The sequence below is a fragment of the Colwellia sp. MB02u-6 genome, assembly GCF_014077095.1.
GTDB lineage: Bacteria > Pseudomonadota > Gammaproteobacteria > Enterobacterales > Alteromonadaceae > Cognaticolwellia.
In genome coordinates, this window is sequence record NZ_JACGVG010000034.1 from 187,113 (window position 1) to 210,098 (window position 22,986).

21 protein-coding genes are annotated in these 22,986 nt (G+C 39.7%); 8 read left to right on the forward strand and 13 right to left on the reverse strand.

From position 1 onward, the window contains the following. Positions 1-40 precede the first annotated feature (40 nt). The 9 genes from astD to H4J46_RS09545 all read right to left on the reverse strand — a co-directional run bounded on the left by astD (position 41) and on the right by H4J46_RS09545 (position 10,157). Positions 41-1,513 (reverse strand): succinylglutamate-semialdehyde dehydrogenase, encoded by a 1,473-nt coding sequence (astD, locus tag H4J46_RS09505; RefSeq protein WP_182233257.1) that lies wholly within the window; start codon positions 1,511-1,513, stop codon positions 41-43. Positions 1,514-1,562: 49 nt separating this feature from the next. After that, positions 1,563-2,579, reverse strand: a complete 1,017-nt coding sequence (astA, locus tag H4J46_RS09510) for an arginine N-succinyltransferase (protein ID WP_182233258.1) — start codon at positions 2,577-2,579, stop codon at positions 1,563-1,565. 71 nt (positions 2,580-2,650) lie between these two features. Beyond that, the gene (locus H4J46_RS09515; RefSeq protein ID WP_182233259.1) at positions 2,651-3,865 is read right to left on the reverse strand and encodes an aspartate aminotransferase family protein; all 1,215 of its coding nucleotides are present in this window, start codon (positions 3,863-3,865) and stop codon (positions 2,651-2,653) included. Between the two features lie 485 nt (positions 3,866-4,350). Further along, a complete protein-coding gene (locus H4J46_RS09520; protein ID WP_182233260.1) occupies positions 4,351-5,496 on the reverse strand; it encodes an HDOD domain-containing protein in 1,146 nt (381 codons plus the stop codon). A gap of 124 nt (positions 5,497-5,620) precedes the next feature. Next, a complete protein-coding gene (locus H4J46_RS09525) occupies positions 5,621-6,229 on the reverse strand; it encodes an aminodeoxychorismate/anthranilate synthase component II (protein WP_182233261.1) in 609 nt (202 codons plus the stop codon). Positions 6,230-6,333: 104 nt separating this feature from the next. After that, complete coding sequence (locus H4J46_RS09530) at positions 6,334-7,398, reverse strand: biotin-dependent carboxyltransferase family protein (RefSeq protein WP_182233262.1); 1,065 nt, start codon at positions 7,396-7,398, stop codon at positions 6,334-6,336. Beyond that, positions 7,395-8,195 (reverse strand): 5-oxoprolinase subunit PxpB, encoded by an 801-nt coding sequence (gene pxpB / locus H4J46_RS09535; protein WP_182233263.1) that lies wholly within the window; start codon positions 8,193-8,195, stop codon positions 7,395-7,397. The genes H4J46_RS09530 and pxpB overlap by 4 nt, the downstream gene beginning before the upstream one ends. 4 nt (positions 8,196-8,199) lie before the next feature. After that, a complete protein-coding gene (locus H4J46_RS09540) occupies positions 8,200-8,943 on the reverse strand; it encodes a 5-oxoprolinase subunit PxpA (RefSeq protein WP_182233264.1) in 744 nt (247 codons plus the stop codon). 14 nt (positions 8,944-8,957) lie between these two features. Continuing rightward, positions 8,958-10,157, reverse strand: coding sequence for a YcbX family protein (locus tag H4J46_RS09545; protein ID WP_182233265.1), 1,200 nt, complete (start codon positions 10,155-10,157; stop codon positions 8,958-8,960). Positions 10,158-10,373: 216 nt separating this feature from the next. Between H4J46_RS09545 and mpl the strand changes: the two genes are divergently transcribed. Then, entirely contained in the window at positions 10,374-11,741 is a 1,368-nt protein-coding gene (gene mpl / locus H4J46_RS09550; protein ID WP_182233266.1) for a UDP-N-acetylmuramate:L-alanyl-gamma-D-glutamyl-meso-diaminopimelate ligase, read from the forward strand. A gap of 316 nt (positions 11,742-12,057) precedes the next feature. Here the strand turns inward: mpl and H4J46_RS09555 are convergent, their stop codons facing one another. Then, positions 12,058-12,351 (reverse strand): hypothetical protein, encoded by a 294-nt coding sequence (locus tag H4J46_RS09555; protein ID WP_182233267.1) that lies wholly within the window; start codon positions 12,349-12,351, stop codon positions 12,058-12,060. A 235-nt stretch (positions 12,352-12,586) separates the two neighbouring features. Here H4J46_RS09555 and H4J46_RS09560 point away from each other — a divergent pair, with 235 nt between their 5' ends. The 6 genes from H4J46_RS09560 to H4J46_RS09585 all read left to right on the forward strand — a co-directional run bounded on the left by H4J46_RS09560 (position 12,587) and on the right by H4J46_RS09585 (position 19,376). Continuing rightward, on the forward strand, positions 12,587-15,877 hold the full coding sequence (locus tag H4J46_RS09560) for an amidohydrolase family protein (RefSeq protein ID WP_182233268.1): 3,291 nt from the start codon (positions 12,587-12,589) through the stop codon (positions 15,875-15,877). 335 nt (positions 15,878-16,212) lie between these two features. Further along, positions 16,213-16,632: an N-acetyltransferase gene (locus tag H4J46_RS09565; protein ID WP_182233269.1), complete on the forward strand. Its 420-nt coding sequence runs from the start codon at positions 16,213-16,215 to the stop codon at positions 16,630-16,632. A gap of 104 nt (positions 16,633-16,736) precedes the next feature. Then, positions 16,737-17,537, forward strand: coding sequence for a formyl transferase (locus H4J46_RS09570; RefSeq protein ID WP_182233270.1), 801 nt, complete (start codon positions 16,737-16,739; stop codon positions 17,535-17,537). A 136-nt stretch (positions 17,538-17,673) separates the two neighbouring features. After that, complete coding sequence (locus H4J46_RS09575) at positions 17,674-17,889, forward strand: hypothetical protein (protein WP_182233271.1); 216 nt, start codon at positions 17,674-17,676, stop codon at positions 17,887-17,889. Positions 17,890-17,988: 99 nt separating this feature from the next. After that, the gene (locus H4J46_RS09580; protein WP_182233272.1) at positions 17,989-18,699 is read left to right on the forward strand and encodes a DUF6445 family protein; all 711 of its coding nucleotides are present in this window, start codon (positions 17,989-17,991) and stop codon (positions 18,697-18,699) included. A 68-nt stretch (positions 18,700-18,767) separates the two neighbouring features. Continuing rightward, positions 18,768-19,376, forward strand: coding sequence for a DUF2238 domain-containing protein (locus tag H4J46_RS09585; protein ID WP_182233317.1), 609 nt, complete (start codon positions 18,768-18,770; stop codon positions 19,374-19,376). A gap of 212 nt (positions 19,377-19,588) precedes the next feature. On the opposite strand, the gene H4J46_RS09590 is transcribed toward H4J46_RS09585, so the two are convergent. Next, positions 19,589-20,128, reverse strand: coding sequence for an NADPH-dependent FMN reductase (locus H4J46_RS09590; RefSeq protein ID WP_182233273.1), 540 nt, complete (start codon positions 20,126-20,128; stop codon positions 19,589-19,591). 132 nt (positions 20,129-20,260) lie between these two features. Between H4J46_RS09590 and rluF the strand changes: the two genes are divergently transcribed. Beyond that, a complete protein-coding gene (gene rluF, locus H4J46_RS09595; RefSeq protein WP_182233274.1) occupies positions 20,261-21,232 on the forward strand; it encodes a 23S rRNA pseudouridine(2604) synthase RluF in 972 nt (323 codons plus the stop codon). A 66-nt stretch (positions 21,233-21,298) separates the two neighbouring features. Here rluF and H4J46_RS09600 read toward each other — a convergent pair whose 3' ends face one another. Together H4J46_RS09600 and H4J46_RS09605 are read right to left on the reverse strand one after the other, a co-directional pair. After that, a complete protein-coding gene (locus H4J46_RS09600) occupies positions 21,299-22,219 on the reverse strand; it encodes a fused MFS/spermidine synthase (protein WP_182233275.1) in 921 nt (306 codons plus the stop codon). Next, positions 22,212-22,889: a fused MFS/spermidine synthase gene (locus H4J46_RS09605; RefSeq protein ID WP_182233276.1), complete on the reverse strand. Its 678-nt coding sequence runs from the start codon at positions 22,887-22,889 to the stop codon at positions 22,212-22,214. Before H4J46_RS09605 ends, H4J46_RS09600 begins: the two co-directional genes overlap by 8 nt. Between the last annotated feature and the right edge of the window lie 97 nt (positions 22,890-22,986).

Below are 22,986 nucleotides of genomic sequence, written 5' to 3' on the forward strand. Positions count from 1 at the left end.
TAATGGGCAGTGAAGTTTCATTACAATTAAAATGTTGCGATTACTTAATTGATAAACCAGGGCTTAATGTCGCTGGTAATGATACTTTTTCAGCTTCAACTGATGCTACTGGGTAGGCACAGTAATCAGCAGCATAAAATGCGCTGGCTCTGTGATTACCACTGGCGCCAATACCACCAAAAGGTGCGGCACTGCTAGCGCCAGTAATCGGCTTATTCCAGTTGACAATACCGGCACGAATACGACGGAAGAAGTGATTATACAGGTCCTCGCTGTCACTTAATAAGCCAGCAGATAAACCAAATGACGTATTGTTAGCTTCGTCAATAGCAGCATCAAAGTCACTATAGCGGTACACTTTAAGTAATGGGCCAAAGTGTTCGTCATCGGGCATTGTTGAGATGTTTGTTACATCAACAATACCTGGTGAGATAAAGCCTGTACCTACTTCAAGGTGCTTCATCATCACAAGCGATGTTGCGCCAAGGTCAAGCAGCTGTTGCTGTGCGGTAACTAAACTTAGTGCGGCTTTTTCAGAAATCATCGAGCCGATAAAAGGTTGCTCTTCATCGTCAAAATAACCAATTTTAATCGCTGCTGTACTCGCCACTAATTTAGCTAAAATAGCATCGCCTTGTGCGCCAGCTTCAATAAATAAGCGGCGAGCACAGGTACAACGTTGACCTGTTGTGATGAAAGCTGATTGCAAAATATCGTGTACTACGGCATCGATATCACTGACATCTTTCACGACTAATGGGTTATTGCCGCCCATTTCTAGCGCTAAAATCTTGCCGGGTTGGCCACCAAATTGTTCATGTAAAAAGTGACCTGTCGTCGAACTACCAGTAAAAAATAAGCCATCAATTTGTGGGTGATTAGCTAGTGCTTTACCCGTTTCAACTTCACCTTGCACCATGTTGATAACGCCAGCAGGAAGACCTGCTTGTAACCATAGTTTTAAGGTTTCTTCAGCAACCATAGGCGTTAATTCGCTTGGTTTGAATACGATGGTATTACCGGCAATAAGTGCAGGAACGATATGACCGTTGGGTAAGTGACCAGGGAAATTATAAGGACCGTAAACGGCGACAACACCATGAGGCTTATGACGAATAAAGGCTTTTGCACCTGGCATTGGGTTTTCAACCGTGCCAGTACGTTCTTCATTAGCGCGTACTGAAATCGCTATTTTACCTACCATAGCGCCCACTTCTGTGCGGGTTTCCCAAAGTGGTTTGCCGGTTTCAAGCGCAATAGTGGTGGCGAACGCTTCTTTGTTTTCAGTCAGTAATTCAGCAAATTTCACCGCAATAGCAATACGTGCGTCAATAGTCATATTAGACCAAGTGTCGAACGCTGCACGCGCAGACAGAACCGCTTCGTCAACTTGTGCTACAGAAGCGGTATTTCCTTGCCAAATGATTTGATTTTTAGCTGGGTTTTTTGAAAAAATTTCATGGCCTAAACCTGCTGTCCAGCGACCATTAATAAGTTGTATATTTTGTGACATAGTTGATTCCTCTGTGCGTGTATCGCTCATGAGTGTATTAATTAGATGATTAATTTGAGATTAGGCGCACCCAATCTCCTTCATTAACCATTAGCGCATCAGCAACCGCTTGTGATACCACGACTTGATTCGCTGTTTCACGTAATAACACGGCGGCTTGTGTTGCTCTAAAATCTGCTACTTTGCGATTACAAATAATATAGTTATTGTCGGTTGCTACTTCGCCAATCAATACTTGGCATTGTTGACTTTGACAGACAGTTTTCACTAAGGCTGTTTGTGTTTCAACTGTTGGGCCGCCATCAAAAATATCGACATAACCACGGCGTGAGAAGCCTTCAGCTTCAAGCAGTCTTAACGCAGGTACTGTTTTTGGATGTACCTTGTTAATCACCCGTTGTGCTTCTGGGCTCAACAAGTTGACATAAATCGGGTATTTCGGCATCAGCTCAGCAATAAATACTTTCTTACCTATACCGGTAAGGTAATCTGCTGTCGGGAAATCTAGCGAGAAGAAGTGCTCTTCTAGCCACTTCCAAAAGGGTGATGAACCGTCTTCGTCTGAAACACCGCGCATTTCTGCGATAACGGTTTCAGCAAAACGTTCTGTGTGCTCTGCCATAAAGAGAAAACGAACACGTGATAAGAAGCGTCCGTTACTATTTTTGCGGTGACTTTCGCTTAAAAATAAAGTACAAATTTCAGAGGCACCCGTATAGTCATTGCATAATGACAATGTTTCAACGGTATTATATATATTAAGCTCACGAGAGCTGTGCACAACCTTACCTAAATGGTAATGATAAAATGCATCATCCAAACCCACCGCCGCTTCAATGCCACTGGTGCCAACAACCGCGCCTGTTTCGGTATCCTCCATAACAAAGAGGTAACCTTCATTGCCAGGTTGGGTAACTGTGCTATCAAAGGAAACTTCAGCGTGAGAAATACGTTTTTTCAGCAGTTCTTCGTTGACCGGTAGTGATGTAAAACCGTGTCCTGACTCCACAGCAATGCGATGAAGTGCATCATAATCACTGTTTTGAATAGGGCGTATAATAATCATAGAAAACTCTCAATAATACGTTCAAATGCCTGAGTATCTTAAGGTATTTGAACGCTATAATAATGAATGACTTATTTAGCTAATTTAGCCACGGCTTTTTCAAAACGCGCTAAACCTTCTACGATATCTTCATCAGGAATAACTAATGAAGGAGCAAAACGCATAATGTTAGCGCCGGCAATAAGGGTCATTAGACCTTCTTCCAGTGCCGCATTTAACAATTCTTTTGCTCGACCTTGGTATGCTTCAGTTAATACCGCACCAATTAATAAGCCTTTACCACGAATTTCACTAAACATATGGTACTTAGCATTAATAGCATTTAAACCTGCAACATAAAGTTTTGCTTTTGCTTTAACACCGTCTAGCACTTCAACCGTATTAACGGTATCAAATGCTGCTTCGGCGACAGCGCAGGCTAATGGGTTACCACCGTATGTACTACCGTGTGTACCTACTTTAAGGTGTTGAGCAATATCATTTGTTGTGATCATAGCGCCAATAGGGAAACCACCACCTAGTGCTTTAGCTGAGGTTAAAATATCGGGTGTAACACCTAAACCCATATAGGCATATAGCTCGCCTAAACGGCCAACACCGGTTTGAACTTCATCAAAAATTAATAAAGCGTTATGTTGATTACAAAGTTCGCGAACACCTTTAGCAAACTCATCTGTTGGTGAAACAACACCACCTTCACCTTGTAATGGTTCCATGACTACGGCACAAGTTTTGTCAGACATAATGGCTTTTAAACTGTCTAAGTTATTATATTCAGCATGGTCGATGTCGCCAGGTTTAGGGCCAAAACCATCAGAGTAAGCTGCTTGACCGCCAACTGTAACGGTGAAGAAGGTGCGACCATGAAAGCCTTGTTTGAAAGCAATAATTTGTGATTTTTCTGCACTAAAATTTTCAAGGGCAAAACGACGGGCTAATTTTAAGGCCGCTTCGTTAGCTTCTGCACCTGAGTTAGCAAAGTAGACTTTATCTGCAAAGGTGCTATCAGTTAATTTTTTCGCTAAACGTAATGCAGGCTCGTTAGTCATCACATTAGATAAATGCCAAATTTTATTAGCTTGTTCGGTTAACGCGGCAACTAATGCAGGATGACAATGTCCTAAACAGTTAACGGCAATGCCGCCAGCAAAATCGATAAACTCACGATCTTGTTGATCCCAAACACGTGAACCTAGACCGCGAACAGGTATGACAGCAGACGGTGCATAGTTAGGTACCATAACATCATCAAATAACTCACGATTTACTGGGAAGTGGTTAGACATTGTAAATTCCTCTTATATTTAGGATAGTGTAATCAATAGTTGTTTATTAGCTTTGGGCATCAACGCTAGCAAAACTAAATGAATTAACTAGTATGCAATATTTAATCGCAGGACTAATTAAAATAGGCACGTATTATGACAGAAAAAACAGACAGTGTCTTGTCGAAATGCGCTGAAGCCCTTGTAAAGTAAAGGTTTAGCCGTTTTTATTCATTATTACTGCATAACTATGTTTGCTGTTTTTTTTCACGAAAATGGTCGAGTTCATTAATTTAATGGGTGTGGCTAACGGCTTATGTCACTTACGGTGAACTGCAATTACTGGCAATGTTTCATAATTAATCAAAAATAAATTAGCACAATTTAGCTTTTAGCTGACTTTATAGCCATTTATTTTAAAGTAAGCGCAAGGAAATAAGCTGTTACTAGTGACTAGAAGGGTAGAATAAATTTATACAAACACTGCATTAAAAGGTCAATAGGCGCTAATTAAAGGTTAATTTTATATGGTTGATATCACTTTTCTTGAGTAAGGTAATGTCATTTTTTGTTAGTTTACCCGCTGCGAGCAGTATTTTTGCTTCATCGGTGTTGATGAGATCTTCTTTTGCCAAGCTTCTAAAAGTGACATAAGCTTTGGCCTTGGTGACTAGCTTAGCAATTGGGCACATGTGATCGATATTAATCGCGTAGGCTAGATCGAATAACGGTTCAGTAATTTGTAAACGATCAAAGCGCATGAGTTCAACCATGTCTGCCGCCACTTTACTGCTGCGTTGAAGTAACTGCTCAAGTAATAATTCGGGCGCCACGTCGAGTGTTAATAAAGCATCATGGAGTTTTTTATCCTTACTTTCATAAGCGCTGCGCAGCTCTTGATTATAAAGCTCACTATAGGTATTTAAAAACCCACGGGTAACCGCTAATAAGCCTAAGTTACTTAACATACCAGCGGTGAAGGCGGTGAATTCATCTAAGCCTTGCTCCTTCGCTAATACCTGTGCTGCTAAAGCGACCGATAAACTATCGTTCCATAGTTTCCTTTTCATTAAAGGGTAAGGTGTTGTGTGGGTGGGTAACCAATGCTTGAGCATAAATATTGGCATGACCAATTTAAGGTTGTCTAAACCAACATAACTTAAGGCTAAATGGGGTTCTGTTACTTGTATGTCTGAGCGTTTACGGTACTGAGGTTTGTTGACCAAATTGATTAATTCACTACATAACCAAGGTAATTTTTTCGCCAGTGGTGTGATGCGATTAATACTTGCGGCTTTTACTGCTAATATTTCCATAATAGAAGGTGCAGCATCTTCTATTTTTAAAACATTCATGTAGAGGTTTGCTTTATTATTAAACTCTTTATCAACTTGGGCATTAACCCGCTTAAAAAATTGAGTCTTTACTTGTGTTTTAAAATGTTCTTGGCCATGTGCTTGAATGATCTTTTTTTTGTTAGCTTCTTCTTCTACCGCCAGTAACTCACGTCGACGGTGAAACTGCTCACTGTCTTGTTGCTTAGTCATATTTATTTTGCCACTTTTTAGGTTGGCAAAGTCTTTACTAATCGTCAGACTCAGTGCTCGACTATAGATAGCGTAAACTAATTTATTATTTTCAAATATTTGCATCAGGACTTCATTATCAGTATTCGTTATCAATTTATAATATTTTGTGCTCGCTAGGTTATCGGCCTATTAAGCTATTTCATTAGGAGCTATTGATTTTTAGAGGTTTATATTTTTATCTTAAAGCTTAACTGGGCTCAGCATCATCATCTATTTTATTTGAATATTGATCAATAAAATTTTGCAATAATTGGTGACCCTGTTCAGTTAACACAGATTCAGGATGAAATTGTACACTGGCAATGGCCAAATATTTATGTTGCAAAGCCATGATATCTTGCTGTCCATTTTCAGTTATCCAAGCGGTTATTTCTAGCTCATCAGGTAAAGATTGTTTATCAACAATCAAGGAGTGATAGCGTGTGACGGTTAATGGCTGTTTTAATGTGCTAAATAATCCTAGCTCATTATGACTAATAACGCTGGTTTTACCGTGCATAACTTTGCTAGCTTTAACTACTTTAGCGCCGAAGTGCTGGGCAATGCATTGATGTCCTAAGCATACGCCTAATATGGCAATTTGGCCTTTAAACCTCTCGATTATCGCTAGCGATAAACCCGCCGCGTTAGGGTCACAAGGTCCAGGGGAAATAACAATATATTGCGGTGCTAACGCGGCAATTTCCTCTAAGCTGATTTCATCGTTTCTACAGACTTTAACTTCTTGTCCCAGCGCTTGAAAATAATGCACTAGGTTAAAAGTAAAAGAGTCATAATTGTCGATCATTAATAACAAAGCAGTACCTGCGTAAGACCAAATCGTAAAGCGGTCGCTATTCTAAGCTTTTATCGATCGCCATTCTACCTTTAGGTTATTTTTAGCTCTCGCTAAAAAAGGTATCAGTATAGTTTTTGGTAAAATGCCTGTAATTGCTGCTGGGCTTGTGGGTGAGTAATTAAGGAAAATGCCACTTCCCCCCCAGGACGCATTTGGCTTAAACGAAATAAGTCAGTTTGCATTACAGTGCCAAGTACTGGATAACCCCCCATGGTTTGTCGCTCTTTCATTAAGATAATTGGTTGTTCGTTGTCAGGAAACTGCACCATGCCGTAAGTCACTGGCATGGATAATAAATACTGGCTGCGTAACTGCTGAGTCAGTATTTTTTTATCAGGCGATGACGTTTTTGTGGGCTTAACGTGTAGGCGATAACCCATGCGATTGCTATCAGGTGAAATAATATATTCAGTGGCTAGAAATTGTTGCTGTTGCGCGCTACTCATTTGTAAAAATAAGCGACTGGGCATAACACGTAAGGTCAGTTTTTGCTGTGGGTAAAATAAGGCTGGCGCTGTTGTCGGCCTATTTGCTTTTAATGACGCTAGCTGAGTTGTTTGTGCTGGCGTGGCCTCAGCTACTGGCTGATTTTGTGTTGAAAAATAAAGTTTACTCCCGACCCTTAACGCTTCGCCAGTGAAGCCTAAGGCCATTTCATTAACGGTTTGAGCTAAGCTGCCTAACCAGGGTTGTTGTGCTGTTTGGCAAGTAAAGCCACCCAGTATGGTCAGATAACTATGTAACTGGGTTTTTGGCATAGCAAAATCAATAATATCGCCGGCGTGTAGTTGATGGCATTGCCAGTTATTGATAGTCATATTATTGATTTTAGCTTGGCAGTCAGCGCCGGTTATAGCTATGTTACAAGCGGCATTAGCTTTGAAACTGATTTGCCCTAAGGTTATTTCTATTGCTGCATCATTGCCTAGTTTATTATTTATCTTGGCAATATGATGCTGAGGTTTAATGCTGATTTCCTTAGTGATAATTTTATTGCCACTAAGGAAAGCAAATTCGTCGGCGGCGCCACTGGCACTAAAACCAAGATGTTGAGCATTAAGGCGGCCAAGATCTTGAATACTTGCTTGACCATTCATGGTGATAATTTCAAGAAAATTTTGCTTCATTCCGCTACACCTTGTTGTAGTGCAAGAAATTCAGCTTTTGAAATAGCATAAAACTGCACATTTTGCCCAACCTGAATGCTGGCATTGAACTGACCATTGTGACTTTCATACATAGCTAACGGGGTTTGGCCGATAATATGCCAGCCACCGGGACTTTCAATTGGATAAATAGCACTTTGCTGCTCAGCAATCGCCACAGCGCCCTTAGGTACTTTTATGCGCGGTGAAGACTTGCGAGGCAGCTGTAAACTTTTAGGTAAACTGGCCAAGTAACAAAATCCTGGCGTAAAACCTAAAGCATAGCCGTGGTAAGTGTGAGCACTGTGCTGTTTGATCACCTCATCGATTGACATATTACAGCGCTTGGCAACGTCGGCTAAATCCCACTGTTGCTCACGGTCGTAGTAAACCGGTATTTTAATGTGATGGCCATGGTCAGCTTGATGGGTTAATTTATTGTTTGGATTATTATCTTGGTGATAGCCATTACTGTGTTTATGGCTAGCGTTTTTGGCGACGCGGTTAATTTTGTCGATCACTTGCAGGCTTGAGCTAAGTTGCGGGCAATAATAAACCATTAAACAATGATAGCTTGCCACTGTTTCTATAATTAACTCACCCAACTGCTGGGTAATCATAGCTTGTAAGGCAATAATTTCATTGTGTTGTGTGAGCGATATTTTGGCTTGCCAGCTCAGTAATAAAGCGTTTTCTGCGACTAGGTCAAGGGTGAAATTTACACAACCTTGAGTACTATTGCTCACCTTGGCGTTAATACTCTCTCGATTATTACTCATCGTATTAACGTGACCTTTGCTGATTAATGGTTTGGCGCAACGCTTTAATCATTGCCAAGGCGTTTGGCGTGTCACCATGAACGCATAAGGTATCAATGTGAAATTGCAAGGCTTGTTGATTGATGCTGAGTAAGGGTTGTTGATTAAGTATATCTTGGCAACGACTGACGACATCAATATTGTTGGTTAACAACGCACCGGCTGCACTTCGTGGCACTAAAAAACCGTTATCCAAATAAGCTCGGTCAGCAAAAGCCTCAAAATAAAGCGAAAGATGATGTTTTTTCGCTATTTGCTGAAATTTATCACTGTTGTCTAAAGCTTGTATCATCAAAGATAGTGGCTTGTTATAATTAGGATTAAGTTGTGAAATAGCCAAACAGACATCATCAAATAGGCTTAAGCTGGTCATCATATCGTTGTATAACGCGCCATGCGGCTTTACGTAGACAAGCTGAGCATTTTCAATCGCGCACAGTGCCTGCAACGCACCAATTTGATATTGTATATTTGCGATTAATTCATCTTGCGATTGCTGGATAGACTGACGACCAAAATTTTCTTTATCGGGGTAGCTCGGATGCGCCCCAATAATCACTTGATGTTGCTGAGCAAGTCTAATGGTTTTTTTTATGGTGAGGGGATCTGAACCATGAAAGCCACAGGCAATATTCGCCATATCAATCAATGGCATAATATCGGCATCGTTATTATGTTTAAACTCACCTAAATCACAGTTCAACTTCATATTTTATGCTCTATTTATTCATCACTGATGTTACGTCGTTTACGTACGGGATGACTAATAACCACGTCGGTAAGCGGCGTACAACTACAACTTAATATATAGCCTTGTTGCTGTTCTTCGTCGGATAAACCATCTTGGCAAATTTGTTCTACTTCACCCTGTTCTAATTTTACTTTGCAACTACCACACATGCCACCGCGGCATGAATAAGGCAATACTAAACCGGCATCTTCGCCTTGTTCAAGTAGGGTTTGCTTATTATTACCGGTAATGGTTTTATTAAAGCTGGTAAAGGTGAGTACGGGTTTTTTTGTTTTAACGGTCAATGTTGAATCCTTTTTTACTTGGGTGGTTTTTGTCGCATGAATAACGGACTTACTTTTAACGGTAAATACCGGTGCTGTTTGGCGCTTTAATACTTCAAGGCTATCGCCACGTTTAATATGGCCTTGATTAAGCGCTACTAAGTTTTGGCCAAATAAAATGTCACCATTAGCTAATTGGCGATAGCTTTTCAAAGTATTTAAAGGCTCTTGCTGTTGATGTTTTTCACTAGTCTTCGGATTAATAGTGGTGAAAATACAGCGTGTGCAAGGGGTGGTTATTTCAAACTCCACTTCACCAATGCGAATGTGCTGCCAATTATCTTCTGCAAAAGCATCACAGTTATTCACGACTATATTTGGCCGAAATTGTGTCATGGAAATGGTGGTGGTGTCAGCTTTATATTGCTTATTTAAGTTATCAAGTGATGCTTGCGAAATAAGCAGTAAAGGGTAGGCGTCAGCAAAGCCAACTTGGCTATTTTTGTTTTTAACAAAACGTTGAGAATCTGAGCCAAAAAAGAGTAACAGGCAAGGTTTTTGAAGATAGTGACTAAACCATTGATTAATGTTTTTTCGACATTGTTGGGCGTTAATGGTGTCATTCCACAGGTTAACAGCAATATACCCTTGGCAAAGGTGATGATATTCAATCACTAAAGCTGGCATGTTAGGCGCGACAATGGTTAGGCCTGTTGCGGTTAAACTTGCTTGAATTAAGCATAAAGTGGGTTGCGTACGCGCGGTGATAAACTGCCCATCAGGGCTGGCAACAACAAAACGACGATCAAAGGCTAAGCCAAGTTCTTCAACCCAGCTATTTGATAGCTCAATACTAGCGCTAGACTTTATCGGATAAACATAGATATTTTGTAGCATAGCCTGGCTCATGAACGCTCTCAGATGTAACTAATGGTGATGCTGACGGAGTAATTATTTACAGTAGATAATTAATTACTCCGTTAGGGTTAATCGTTGTGATAGTGGGGAAAATGCATCGACTTTGCAATATGTATTTTTGGTGGATTAAGGTATATTGACCTCATTGTGATTTAAATTTTAGCTCAAACTAGCATACGCGCGTCAGAGTTATCTAAATAGGTTTTTATGCATCTTCATATATTAGGCATTTGTGGTACGTTTATGGGTGGCATTGCCGCTATTGCTAAGCAAATGGGCTTTCGAGTTTCTGGCTGTGACGCCAATGTTTACCCACCTATGAGCACCCAGCTAGCACAACTGGGTGTCGAATTAAAATCAGGTTACTTAATTGAACATTTAGACGATGAGCCTGATTTAGTGATTGTTGGCAATGCTATGGCGCGTGGTAATGTGATGGTGGAGTACATTCTGGATAGAAAAATTGCTTATACCTCAGGCCCGCAGTGGTTATTAGAGCATGTTTTAAAAGATCGTTGGGTGTTAGCTGTTTCCGGTACCCACGGTAAAACCACTACCAGTTCGATGTTAACTTGGATATTGCAATACGCTGGAATGGAGCCAGGTTTTTTAATTGGTGGTGTGCCACAAAATTTTGATTGTTCTGCACGCTTAGGTAATGCACCATTTTTTGTTATCGAAGCAGATGAATACGATACGGCATTTTTTGATAAACGTTCTAAATTTGTTCATTATCGCCCGAATACCCTCGTCATCAATAATATGGAATTTGATCATGCTGATATTTTTCATGATATCAGTGATATTCAACGTCAATTTCACCACCTTATTCGTATGGTGCCGAGCAATGGTCTTATTTTATCACCAAAAAATGAACCTGCCATTACCGAAACACTGGCTATGGGCTGTTGGACACCTACTGAATATAGTGTCGTTGAAGCAGATAAACTCCTGGGTTGGCATGCAGAAAAATGTATTGCTGATGGCAGTGAATTTATTGTCAGCTTTAAAGGGGTAATACAAGGGCGAGTGAATTGGGCGTTAATCGGCGATTTTAATATCGACAACGGTTTAATGGCTATCGCCGCTGCGCGTCATGCCGGGGTGCCAAGTAAAGTAGCTATCGAAGCGTTAACAAGCTTTATTAATACTAAGCGCCGACTAGAGCTTAAAGGTGAGGTGAATCAGATTAGAGTTTTTGACGATTTTGCCCATCACCCAACAGCTATTGCCAAAACATTAGCGGGTGTGCGAGCCAATGTTGGTACTAGACGGGTGATGGCGATATTAGAGCCACGCTCAAACACCATGAAATCAGGTGTGCATAAAGACACCTTGGCAAAATCGTTATCCAATGCGGACATGGTGTTTGTTTATCAAGGCGAGCAAGTTAAGTGGTCTGTAGAGACATTAATTACTGACTGTGTTCAGCCATGTTTTGTCAGTCAAGATATTAGTCAGTTGGTGGCCAATATTGTGGCGAATGCCCAAGCAGGTGATACGCTAGTCGTTATGAGCAATGGTGGATTTGCTGGTATTCATGAAAAACTATTGTTAGCACTTTCTGAGCTATAATTGTCAGTTAAATATGGTACAAAAAATTATGCTACGCTGGGGTTATCAAGCAACACCGATAGTAATACCAGCAGAAATTATGTATAAAAATTTTACTTTAGCAATCGCCATTAGTGGTTGCAAAGTTAGACTTGCTAGTAGAAAGAACAGATATTAATTAACTGATTAATATTACTCATGCAGAATTACTTATGCAGATTTATTAACCTAAGTAGGAATTAATAAATCTGCATAACATAGCTCTACACTAATGGTTTTTAATGAATATCTTTAAGTTAAAGGTACTTCTTGAACGGTATTAATTTCCGACAATAAACTAATCAGCATTCGCTGTAATTTTGCTTTTTGCTTTCAGGACTTTAATATCGACACCATCAAGTAGTAGCATAACATCAGCAAGTAATCTTTTTAGTTCAGTGACTTCAGTGGGAATGCTCTTTTTTATTTTTTGTACGTAAGCAATCGCTTCACGTTTTTGAATAACGTCTAATAGCGCTTTTAGGGTATTAGTATCATCAGCATCAATGGGGGGTAACTTTTGTTCACTGGCGACATTGTAAAGTGAATAAGTAGTCACTAAGCTCGCCTGTGCTTGTTTTAATCTTTCCATAAAATCATTCCTTGTTTTTATCGTTTATTGTTATGTTGCGAATTGCTTAGATATCATACTGAAAAATAAAAAAGTTGTCTATTTTTTATGCATGCTAATCATCATAAATATTTATATTCACCACACGCTAATAATGGGTGTTTAACGGTAAATAGCGACTATTTATCGCATTCGACTTAAATTTTCAATGCTGATGTGTTGTAGTAGGCAAATAACAATAATTAGGTGGAATTTAATGTCTAAATTTACTACTCGAATTTCTTCACTAGCACTTAGTGTTACCTTAGTTTTAGGCGCTGGCCAACAGGCGTTTGCTGACAATGATGTGGCTAAAACACCCAAAAAATCCGCCGCTGAAAAGTGGTCGGTCAACAGCCCCCAAGGTGAATTTACCAGCGTCAAAATTGACGTTCGCCAAGGTACTTGGATGAATGTTGATATTAGCCCAGATGGTAAAATCTTAGTCTTTGATCTGCTGGGTGATATTTATACTTTACCGATTGAAGGTGGTGAAGCAAGCGCTTTGATGACCGATATTGCTTGGCAAATGCAGCCACGCTTTAGTCCGGACGGAAAGCACATTGCTTTTACCTCTGATGAAGACGGTGGTGATAATTTATGGGTCATGAAAACCGATGGCAGTGCGGGTAAAGCGATCAGTAGTGAAACTTTTCGTTTATTAAATAGCCCGGCATGGTCGCCTGATGGTAACTATATTGTTGGCCGTAAACACTTTACGGGCTCTCGTTCTCTAGGTGCTGGCGAAGTATGGATGTATCACAAAACGGGTGGCAACGGTGTGATGTTAACCAAGCGACCTAATGAGCAAAAAGATTTAGGTGAACCGGCATTTTCAGCTGACGGTAAATACGTTTACTTCTCGCAAGACGCCACACCGGGTAAAACTTTTCATTACAGTAAAGACTCCGAGAAGGGCATTTATAAGATTAAACGCTTAGCACTTGAAAGCGGTGAAATTAAAGTAGTTATTTCAGGTAAAGGCGGAGCAATAAGGCCAGTGCCGTCACCTGATGGTCAATATTTAGCTTATATCAGCCGAGACGACTTTCAATCTAATTTATATTTGTATGACTTAAAAAGCGGCGAAGAAAAGCTGATTTTTGAAAACTTAGATCGCGATATGCAAGAAACGTGGGCGATTCACGGTGTTTACCCTAATATGGCGTGGCTACCTAATAGCACTGGCATGGTGTTTTGGTCAGGTGGTCAAATTAATAAACTCGATCTTGAAAGTAATACCAGCACGATTATTCCTTTTCATGTAAAAACCGAGAAAAAAATCCAAACAGCGTTACGTTTTCAACAAGATATTGATCAAGACAACTTTGACATAAAAATGTTGCGTGATGTTGAAATATCCCCTAATGGCCGAAAAGTCGTTTACGAGTCAATGGGACACATTTATATTCGCCCCATTGCCGATGGGCAAGTTAAAGGTCAAGCTAAGCGTTTAACCAAACAAACATCACACTTTGAACTGAATCCTAGTTTTTCGCGTGATGGCAGAACAGTGGTTTATAGCACTTGGGATGATAAAAAGCTGGGTGAAATTCGCTCAGTATCATCACGTGGCGGTAGAAGCAGTGTTCTAACCCAAGAGCCGGGCAAGTACATAGAGCCAAGTTTTTCTCCTAATGGTAAAACTGTGGTATTTCGTAAAGTGGCTGGTGGTTATATTACCGATCCAACTTGGGGCCTAAACCCAGGCGTTTATACAGTAAGTGCCAAGGGTGGTGCGCCAAAAATGATAACAGAATCAGGTTTGCTGCCACATTTTGGTGCTAAAAATGATCGTATTTATGTCTTACGTAAAGGTGAAATACCGCAACTGGTGAGAATTAATTTAGATAATTTATCAAACTCTAGCAAAGAACAAGCGCTTTATCAGGGTAAGTTTGCTACCGAATATAAGGTGTCACCTGATGGTCAATATTTAGCTTTTGCTGAACGCTTTAAGGTTTTTGTAACGCCATTTGTTGAACGTGGTCAAGTGATAGATATTGGTCCAAAGGCGAAAAACTTACCGGTGAAAAAGTTGTCGTTACGTGCTGGCGAAGGTATCAACTGGAATGGCGAGTCTAATGAGCTTTATTGGAGCTTAGGTCCAGATTTATATCAAGCAAGTGTCGCAGGTTTATTTGATATAAGTGATAAAAAAACTGTTGCTAAAGATGAGGCTAATAGCCACGAAGAGCAGGCCACAGAATCATCAACATCCGCGCCGCTTAAAACCTATTTAGGCTTTAAAGAAAAAGCAGATAAACCTTCTGGCCGTGTCGCTTTTGTTGGTGGTAAAGTGATCACTATGGAAGGCGAGCAAGTTATAGAAAACGGTGTAGTGCTTGTTGAGGGTAATAAAATTATTGCGGTGGGTAAAAATGGCCAAGTAGATATTCCGTCAAATGCTAAGGTGATTAATATTAGGGGTAAGTCGATTATGCCGGGCTTGATTGATGCGCATGCGCATGGGCCACAAGGCAGTAATGAAATTATTCCACAGCAAAACTGGAAAAATTACGCAGGTTTAGCGTTAGGTGTAACTACGATTCACGATCCGTCAAACGACACCACTGAGTTTTTTGCGGCGAGTGAAATGCAAAAGGCTGGTGATATTGTTGGCCCACGTTTATTTTCTACCGGTAGTATTTTATACGGGGCCACAGTTGCGGGTTATACCTCGCATGTTGATAGCTTAGCCGATGCTAAATTTCATATTGAACGTTTGAAAAAAGCCGGTGTGTTTAGTGTTAAAAGCTACAACCAACCGCGTCGTAATCAACGTCAACAAATGATCCAAGCCGCGCGTGAAGCAGAAATATTAGTGGTACCAGAAGGGGGGTCACTGCTACAACATAACTTATCTATGATTATTGATGGCCATACGACGTTAGAGCATTCAATTTCGACTGCGAAAATTTATGACGATATCAAGCAGTTATGGTCACAATCTGAAATGGCCTACACACCAACTATGGGTGTGGCTTATGGTGGTATTTCAGGTGAACATTATTGGTATGACACGACAGACGTATGGCAGCATCCACGTTTGAGCCAGTATGTACCGAGCGAGTTTTTAGATCCGCGTTCAATGCGTCGTACCAAAGCGCCGCTTCATCATTACAACCATATTAATGTTGCCAAAGTAGCAAAAGAGCTTCAAGATTTAGGCGTTGTGGTTAATGCTGGTGGTCACGGTCAACGTGAAGGTTTAGCCATGCACTGGGAAATGTGGATGATGGCACAAGGTGGCATGTCGCCATTGAATGCTATTCGCACTGCAACCATTGCACCGGCGCATACCTTAGGTTTAGACAGCCAATTAGGTTCACTTAAAGTTGGAAAGCTTGCCGATATTTTAGTGGTTGATGGCGATGTCAGTAAAGATATTCGTTTATCTGACAAAGTGATTTACACCATGATTAATGGCCGTTTGTATAATGCCGATACCATGAATGAAGTAGGAAATTACGATAATAAACGTGATAAATTTTATTTTGAAAAATAGCGTTGTTTGTTAACCTTTAATAAAAAAAACCCGGAAATATCCGGGTTTTTTATGTTCAGGCCTCTCTCAGACATTCTGTCTTTCAAGGCATTAGTGCATTTTGCTCCTTGCGTCTGAATTACGCTAATCAACAACAGTCACGGTTCGCATATTCAGCTCAGATAAAAGCATGACATATAGCTAAAACCTTATTTAAACGATTATCTTATGATATGAAGCCACAGCCAAAAGAGCTAATATTATTAAATAGTTTATAAACCAATTTATCTATAACTATGGCATTAACCTTGAGGAAAAGTGCGTTAAAAAATTGATATAATTGAGAGGAATTAAACATGAAGATTGAGGTTATTGAAAATCCTGAAGCAGGGTTGATCGCTTTTTTAGATGAAAAAATTGCTGAATTTAACTGGGCGCATTGGGAAGTCAGCGAACGTAAAGCTATTGCAGTGAAGTTAAACGATGACAAAGGTGATGTTATTGCTGGCGCTGCGGGACGAACCTTTGGTGATTGGTTAATGATTAATACCTTATGGGTATCAGATGCACTCAGAGGCCAACAAGTGGGTAGCAAAATATTACAGCAAATAGAGCAGGCGGCGCTCGCTAGAGGTTGTAATAAGGCTTTACTCGACACCCTTAACTTTCAAGCCATGCCATTTTATGAAAAACATGGTTATCAAGTGCAATGGACGCAGCAAGGCTACCCTAAAACAGGTTGCAGATATTATATGATGAAACAGTTAAGTGCATAAGGTTATGACTGTAATAAAAATAAAGTTGAATGTAGATTTATTCTATTATCTAATGCTTCAGTCGAACCGTCTTATGCAATAGCAACACAATAGGAATGACCACGATGAACATTGTTTTATTGCTCAATAATGATATTGCCAGTAACGTAGCGTTAAATTTATTATTGCCATCATTACAGCTGCATAATATCAAGGTGTTTTTATCCAGTAAAGTCGGTGGCAATAGCACACGTCCACAAGCCTTGCAGGCGTTAGCGCAATTTGAGCAGCACGAGGTTTATCGCACGCTTGAGCAAGTGCAGGCAAGTACCGAGCTATCAGTGAATTTTAAAAGTTATGCTGAAATTACTCTGCAATACGCTATTGAGATAGAAACCTTAAATCAGATAAATTCAGCTGAGGGTATGGCAAAAATTCAAGCATTTTCAGCTGATTTAATGATTTCAATTCGTTATGGGGTGATTTTAAAACCACCCATTATTGCGCTGTCAAAACACGGTGTGATTAATTTACATTCTGGATTATTGCCAAATTATCGTGGCGTTATGGCAACGTTTTGGGCGCTGTTAAATGGCGATAAGCAGTTGGCGACAAGTTTGCACCTTATTGATGACAGCACGATAGATACGGGTGGTATTATTGCTAATTCAACATTGTTAGTGCAACAGGATAAGTCTTATCTGTGGCATGTGTTGTCTTTGTATGTCGGGGGGTGTCAATTGATTGAGCAAGCGATTAAGACGCTTGAACAGGGTGGTGAAATCACAACGCTTGTTCAAGCGGGACAAGGTCATTATTTTACTTTTCCAAGCACTAAACAAATTACGGCCTTTACCCAATGTTTTGGCGCATTGTATGAGCCGAATGAAATAGTAGAATTGCTCAGTGTTATTACTAAAAAATAGGGTGTTTAAAAAGTGAGGACTGCACTTTAATGACAGTATATCTAGAAAAAAGTCAGACTTATAATAAACTAACCATAAGCCATTAATGATAATGAACAATCAGGTCAAGAGCTTATTATAAGTATAGTACGTGTTAATGAATTCACTGCTGCAGCAAAAACGTCAGCTGTACTTTATACTTTTTACAAATACTTATGCCCTGTATATCGCAGCTAAAGGATGTCTTTCCTGTGAGCTTGTAAAGCATCATGAGCATGGAGAGCAATTTATGATGATTGAGCGCTGGGATTGTATCGAAAGTCATCAGCCTAGCATTACCCATTACCGACAAGAAGAGATGAAGCAGCAATGAGTATATTTAGCGTTGCCAAAGGTAATTATTATAGGCTATGAGTTTAGGTTAATATTTTGATATAGTTGAATTTAGATAAGGGTATAGAAAGTAATTAGTATGTATAAAAAATATGATGAAAATATGGTGCTATCAGCAATTCCGTATAACTCGCCAACACTACCTTATGAAAAACCTGAACTGGGGGTGAATTATTGGATTCAAGATGACCTTTTCCCAGCAAAGAAGGCCGTTGAATTAGCGAATAAATGCTATAACAAAAAGAAATGGAAGTTAGGCTCACCCTACACTAAAGAACTTTGGCCAGGAATGCGTTCAAAAAACGCTTTAAGTAAAAGTGATTTACAATTTATTGAAGATTGGGCTAAATCACAAGTTAATAAAGCTAATTTTTGGGTTGCTGAATCAGACAGTGTTGTGGTTGACAGTAATACGGCCATTTTGGTGGGAGCTGAAGAGGGTGAAGCAAGACCACATGTTGATAATCGAAAGTTATGTCGTTATGGCGCGGTATTGTATTTGAGCCAAAATCCACCAGTGCATTCAGGCACTAGCTTTTATCGATTAAAATATGGCAATGGTGCTGCGGGTGGCAACTTGGTGCAAGCACCTTACTTAAATTTAGTTGATGCGCTTAAAACTGATAGTTTACCAAAAGATGCTTGGTATGAAGATGTCGCCATAGAGAATAAATTTAATCGGCTAATTTTATTTAAAGGTAATATTGCTCATAGCGCCAGTGGCTATTTTGGCAATGAAAAAAGAACTAAGCGTTTGGCGATAACATTTTTTTGGTTAGCAGAAGATTAAGCTCAAATATGGCTACTAAGTTTATTTGGCCTATTGAGCAAGCCATTTATTAAAGAGTGAATAAAATGTTGAAGGTTCTCTGGTTAGTGTGCTTTTTTGTTGTCTTGATTTGGTCAGGTATTGGGGCAAAAGATCAATTCACTTGGTTTTTAGAAGTATTGCCGGCGCTGATAGGTTTAGTGCTGATAATGATAAGTTTTCAGCGTTTCAAGCTAACGTGTTTACTTTATAATTTGATATTACTGCATTGCATCGTGTTAATGGTGGGCGGTCATTATACTTATGCAGAAGTCCCCTTATTCGACAAGATCGAACATTGGATGGGTTCTGAGCGAAATAACTACGATAAAGTCGGGCATTTTTTTCAAGGTTTTGTGCCCGCTTTACTTGCCCGTGAGATCCTTATTCGCCAAAAAATTGTCAATGGCAAAGCTTGGTTAAATGTCATTATTGTTGCTATTTGCTTGGCCTTTAGCGCCTTTTATGAATTAATAGAATGGTGGGTTGCTATTGCCACAGGCGAAAATGCTGAAGCATTTTTGGGTACACAAGGTTATATTTGGGATACCCAGTCAGATATGGCATTAGCGTTGATAGGGGCGATTATCGCCATTAGTGTCTTAGCTAAATATCATGATCGTCAACTGGCTAAAATGAGCGTAATCGCAGAAAATTAATGAGTAACATATGACAGTAAATCAGGCGCTATTATGGCTATCAATCATTATATTCACTGTCTCTGGGTGTAGTTCTTTTTCTATTGGCAATAGAGGGGGAACAATCAAAGTGGAGACTAAGGCCAAACAACCGAGTGTTATTGTTAATACTCAAGTTAAAGACAGTGGTAAGACCTAAAAATCATAGCGTAATTTTAGGTCTTTACTGAAAATTATGCCATTAAAAGTTTCACGGCATTGAACAATTGCTGATGTAATTCATCATTAGTTAACTTAGTATTTTCTACGTCAAAGTTATCAAAAAAGTTTGGCACAGATAACGATGCTTTTACTTGGCCATCGAAGTAAGGCGCTGAATCTGTCGCTACTGCTAACACACTGCCGGCACCGCCTGGGCCAGGAGATGTGGCTAATAATAGCATGGCTTTATTTTGATAAACTTTTTTATCAATGCGCGAGGCCCAATCAAATAAGTTTTTATAGGCGGCACTGTAATTGCCGTTATGCTCAGCAAATGAAATAATAATGGCGTCACTTTCACCAAGTTTATTGAAGAAGGCTTTCGCGGCTTTAGGTTGACCCAATGCTATTTCCTTATCTTGGCTAAAAAGCGGTAATTCAAAGTCGTTTAAATCGAGTATTTCAATGTCAACATTTGCCTGAACTTCAGCGACTAAGTTAGCGGCATACGTGGCAAGTTGTTTGTTGATTGATTTACTGCTTGAACTTGCACCAAATGCGATTATTTTCATATTTATTCCTTATTTATCGAGTTTTTTACAGCTTTTTGTAACATTGCTCTACAGTGTGACAAAATTTAGGTAAAATACCACCTATCAAATTTAGAATTTACAGTTATTTACTGATCTTATTTAGGATAGCCAGTGTCAAGTTACGAAAAACGTTTAAACAAATATATTAGTGACTCGGGCTATTGTTCGCGTCGATTTGCCGATAAATTGATCGAAAACAATCGTGTGACCATTAATGGCAAAGTACCAGAGCTTGGCACTAAAGTTGTGTCCGGTGATACGGTGTGTATTGACGGTAACGAGATTAAAGCCAGCGCGAGTAATCATACCGACCGAGTTTACATTGCTTATAATAAACCCATTGGTATTACCTGTACTACTGAGCGGCAAGTAAAAGGTAATATTATTGATGCTATTGGTCATACTAAACGCATATTTCCTATCGGTAGATTAGACAAACCCTCAGAAGGACTGATATTTTTGACCAGTGACGGTGATATTGTTAATAAAATATTACGGGCAGAAAATGCTCACGACAAAGAATATATCGTCAAAGTTGATAAGCCGATCAGTGAGCGCTTTGTTGAGCGTATGTCAAAAGGTGTCCCTATTTTAGGCACTATTACAAAACCCTGTATTGTCAAACATGAGAGTAAATATGTTTTTCGTATTATTCTGACCCAAGGTTTGAATCGACAAATTCGCCGTATGTGTGAATACCTTGATTATGAAGTTATTGAACTACAACGCTCGCGTATTATGAATGTTGAACTGGGCAATTTACGTTCGGGAGATTGGCGCGACTTAACTACAAGTGAAATGGCGGAGATAAACACCGCAGTGGCTGGCTCTCGTAAAACCGCACTGGGTGATAACTTTACTGCAGCAGAAGTCACTGAAGCAGAAGTTATTGACGATGACCTTGTTCCAGTAGGGGTCAATGTTGAAGTTGAAAAAGTGGTTATAACAGATGTCAAACATGCCAGTAAAACCATAGTGTCGAAATCACCGGCTGCTTCACGGACATTAACCCGCATCGATGTGAAAAAACCCACAACAACATCTTTAGGCAAAAAGCGTTTAAGTTTAAAAAAGAAAAGTTAGTTCAGGCACAAAAATTAAGCTGAGTTATTATTTTAATGTGCTGATTATCATCTTAGCGCTTTACACTTAGTTTTTTAAATTTAATAAGTTTGCCGGCGAATACTGATCGGTCAATAGTGGCGATGCTGGCGGCCAATCCTGCGTCGTTGCTGTTGAGATCATTTTATGGCTAATTTTGGTAATATCGACATTAAATGGCGATAACTTTTCTTTTAACGCTTTAGCGTGCTGGGCGATAATATCAGGTTTAGGTAAAGCCTTAACACTGGCTAATATAATCCGATTACTGTTGTTGGCATTTTTAACATTGAAAAAGTCGCCAAAAACGGCTTTATAAGTCGCTGATTCATAATTGTATAACTTACTCACCGAGAAGGTATTTGCTGCTAACACACCGTTATCGCTCAGTAAGCTTTTAACTTCTTGTAAGAATTCTTGGGTCATTAAATGTTCGGGTATGTAGTCACCGTTAAAGGCGTCGAGAATTATCCAATCGTATTGCTGTTTTTTGATCACCGCTCGTTTAACAAAAATGCGCCCATCTTGTGCCACCGCGGTAATATTTTTATTTTCAAAAAAGTCAAAATAGTTTCGAGCAACTTTAATGACTGCCGGATCTATTTCCACGTTAGTAATGCTCGCCTTTGGATAAATTTGGTGTAAGACATTTGACATTGTGCCGCCGCCTAAACCAATAATTAAAATACCTTCAGGGTTAGGGTTAATTAATAAACTCGAAAATAACATTTTTGTATAGTTAAAAACCAAGCGTTGCGGATCGTCGACTAACATACAACTTTGTTGGGTTTTAGCACTTTTAACATTGAATTTTAAGCAGCGTAAACCGCTATCTTCTTCAACTAATATGTTTCGATATAATGAACGCTCACTGTGAATAGTTTTGCCCATCGCTTGTGTACTTAAGGCTGAACTAATCAGAGCGTTGCTGATGATGGCGATTAGGAGGGTAGTGATTAATTTATTCATCTGCAGCTCCTTGCTGATTGCTAGTATGGTTATTAAGGCTATTTTTAGACTGATTGACACGATGAAAGATCATAGCGGTAATACCTAGCATAATAAGTGCGCTGCTAAACACCATAATGATATCGTCAACCTCAAACAGTAACACCAAGTAAAACGAGGTTATAATGGTACCCAAAGCACTGCCAAGTGTTGAGACAAAGTAGAGAAAGCCAGCGACTTGGCCGCTTTTGTTTTTATCGGTTACTAACAAGCGCACCGAGTAAGGTGAAATCATGCCCAGTATCACGGTGGGTATAAAGAACAAGGCCATTGATGCTAATAATGAACCATAACGGGTATCTTCAATGGCAAGAAATATAGCTTCCATTATCCCTTGTGAAGAAAATGCTACGGGTAAAATAGCGATACCCGCACAGATGAAAATTAATCCGTAACGGTGTAAAGAAGCTGCTTTAGTCGATAACTTACCACCGGCTAAATAGCCAAAAGATAAACTCAGCATAAATACTGTGATTATGCTGCCCCAAATATGGACACTACTGCCAAAAAATGGCGCTAAAATTCTGCCACCTAATAGTTCAATACCCATAATGCAAAAGCCACTAGAGAAGGCCAGTAAATAAATCATTGGGTTTTGCCAGGCTATAGTATTGTTATTCTCATTTGTCATTTAGTTCACTACTTTAATTATTAGCGCTGTTTTTGTCAGCTTACTCATTTATCTTAAACATAACGGCGTTGAGATACTAGGCACAAAAAAGGCTTGT

Coding starts and splice junctions, on each gene's coding strand:
- pxpB (WP_182233263.1), bottom strand. CDS start 8,195: ATGAGTAATAATCGAGAGAGTATTAACGCCAAGGTGAGCAATAGTACT.
- H4J46_RS09520 (WP_182233260.1), bottom strand. CDS start 5,496: ATGCAAATATTTGAAAATAATAAATTAGTTTACGCTATCTATAGTCGA.
- H4J46_RS09540 (WP_182233264.1), bottom strand. CDS start 8,943: ATGAAGTTGAACTGTGATTTAGGTGAGTTTAAACATAATAACGATGCC.
- H4J46_RS09515 (WP_182233259.1), bottom strand. CDS start 3,865: ATGTCTAACCACTTCCCAGTAAATCGTGAGTTATTTGATGATGTTATG.
- astD (WP_182233257.1), bottom strand. CDS start 1,513: ATGTCACAAAATATACAACTTATTAATGGTCGCTGGACAGCAGGTTTA.
- H4J46_RS09545 (WP_182233265.1), bottom strand. CDS start 10,157: ATGAGCCAGGCTATGCTACAAAATATCTATGTTTATCCGATAAAGTCT.
- mpl (WP_182233266.1), top strand. CDS start 10,374: ATGCATCTTCATATATTAGGCATTTGTGGTACGTTTATGGGTGGCATT.
- H4J46_RS09560 (WP_182233268.1), top strand. CDS start 12,587: ATGTCTAAATTTACTACTCGAATTTCTTCACTAGCACTTAGTGTTACC.
- H4J46_RS09600 (WP_182233275.1), bottom strand. CDS start 22,219: ATGAATAAATTAATCACTACCCTCCTAATCGCCATCATCAGCAACGCT.
- astA (WP_182233258.1), bottom strand. CDS start 2,579: ATGATTATTATACGCCCTATTCAAAACAGTGATTATGATGCACTTCAT.
- H4J46_RS09565 (WP_182233269.1), top strand. CDS start 16,213: ATGAAGATTGAGGTTATTGAAAATCCTGAAGCAGGGTTGATCGCTTTT.
- H4J46_RS09580 (WP_182233272.1), top strand. CDS start 17,989: ATGTATAAAAAATATGATGAAAATATGGTGCTATCAGCAATTCCGTAT.
- H4J46_RS09570 (WP_182233270.1), top strand. CDS start 16,737: ATGAACATTGTTTTATTGCTCAATAATGATATTGCCAGTAACGTAGCG.
- H4J46_RS09605 (WP_182233276.1), bottom strand. CDS start 22,889: ATGACAAATGAGAATAACAATACTATAGCCTGGCAAAACCCAATGATT.
- H4J46_RS09555 (WP_182233267.1), bottom strand. CDS start 12,351: ATGGAAAGATTAAAACAAGCACAGGCGAGCTTAGTGACTACTTATTCA.
- H4J46_RS09575 (WP_182233271.1), top strand. CDS start 17,674: ATGAATTCACTGCTGCAGCAAAAACGTCAGCTGTACTTTATACTTTTT.
- H4J46_RS09590 (WP_182233273.1), bottom strand. CDS start 20,128: ATGAAAATAATCGCATTTGGTGCAAGTTCAAGCAGTAAATCAATCAAC.
- H4J46_RS09530 (WP_182233262.1), bottom strand. CDS start 7,398: ATGAAGCAAAATTTTCTTGAAATTATCACCATGAATGGTCAAGCAAGT.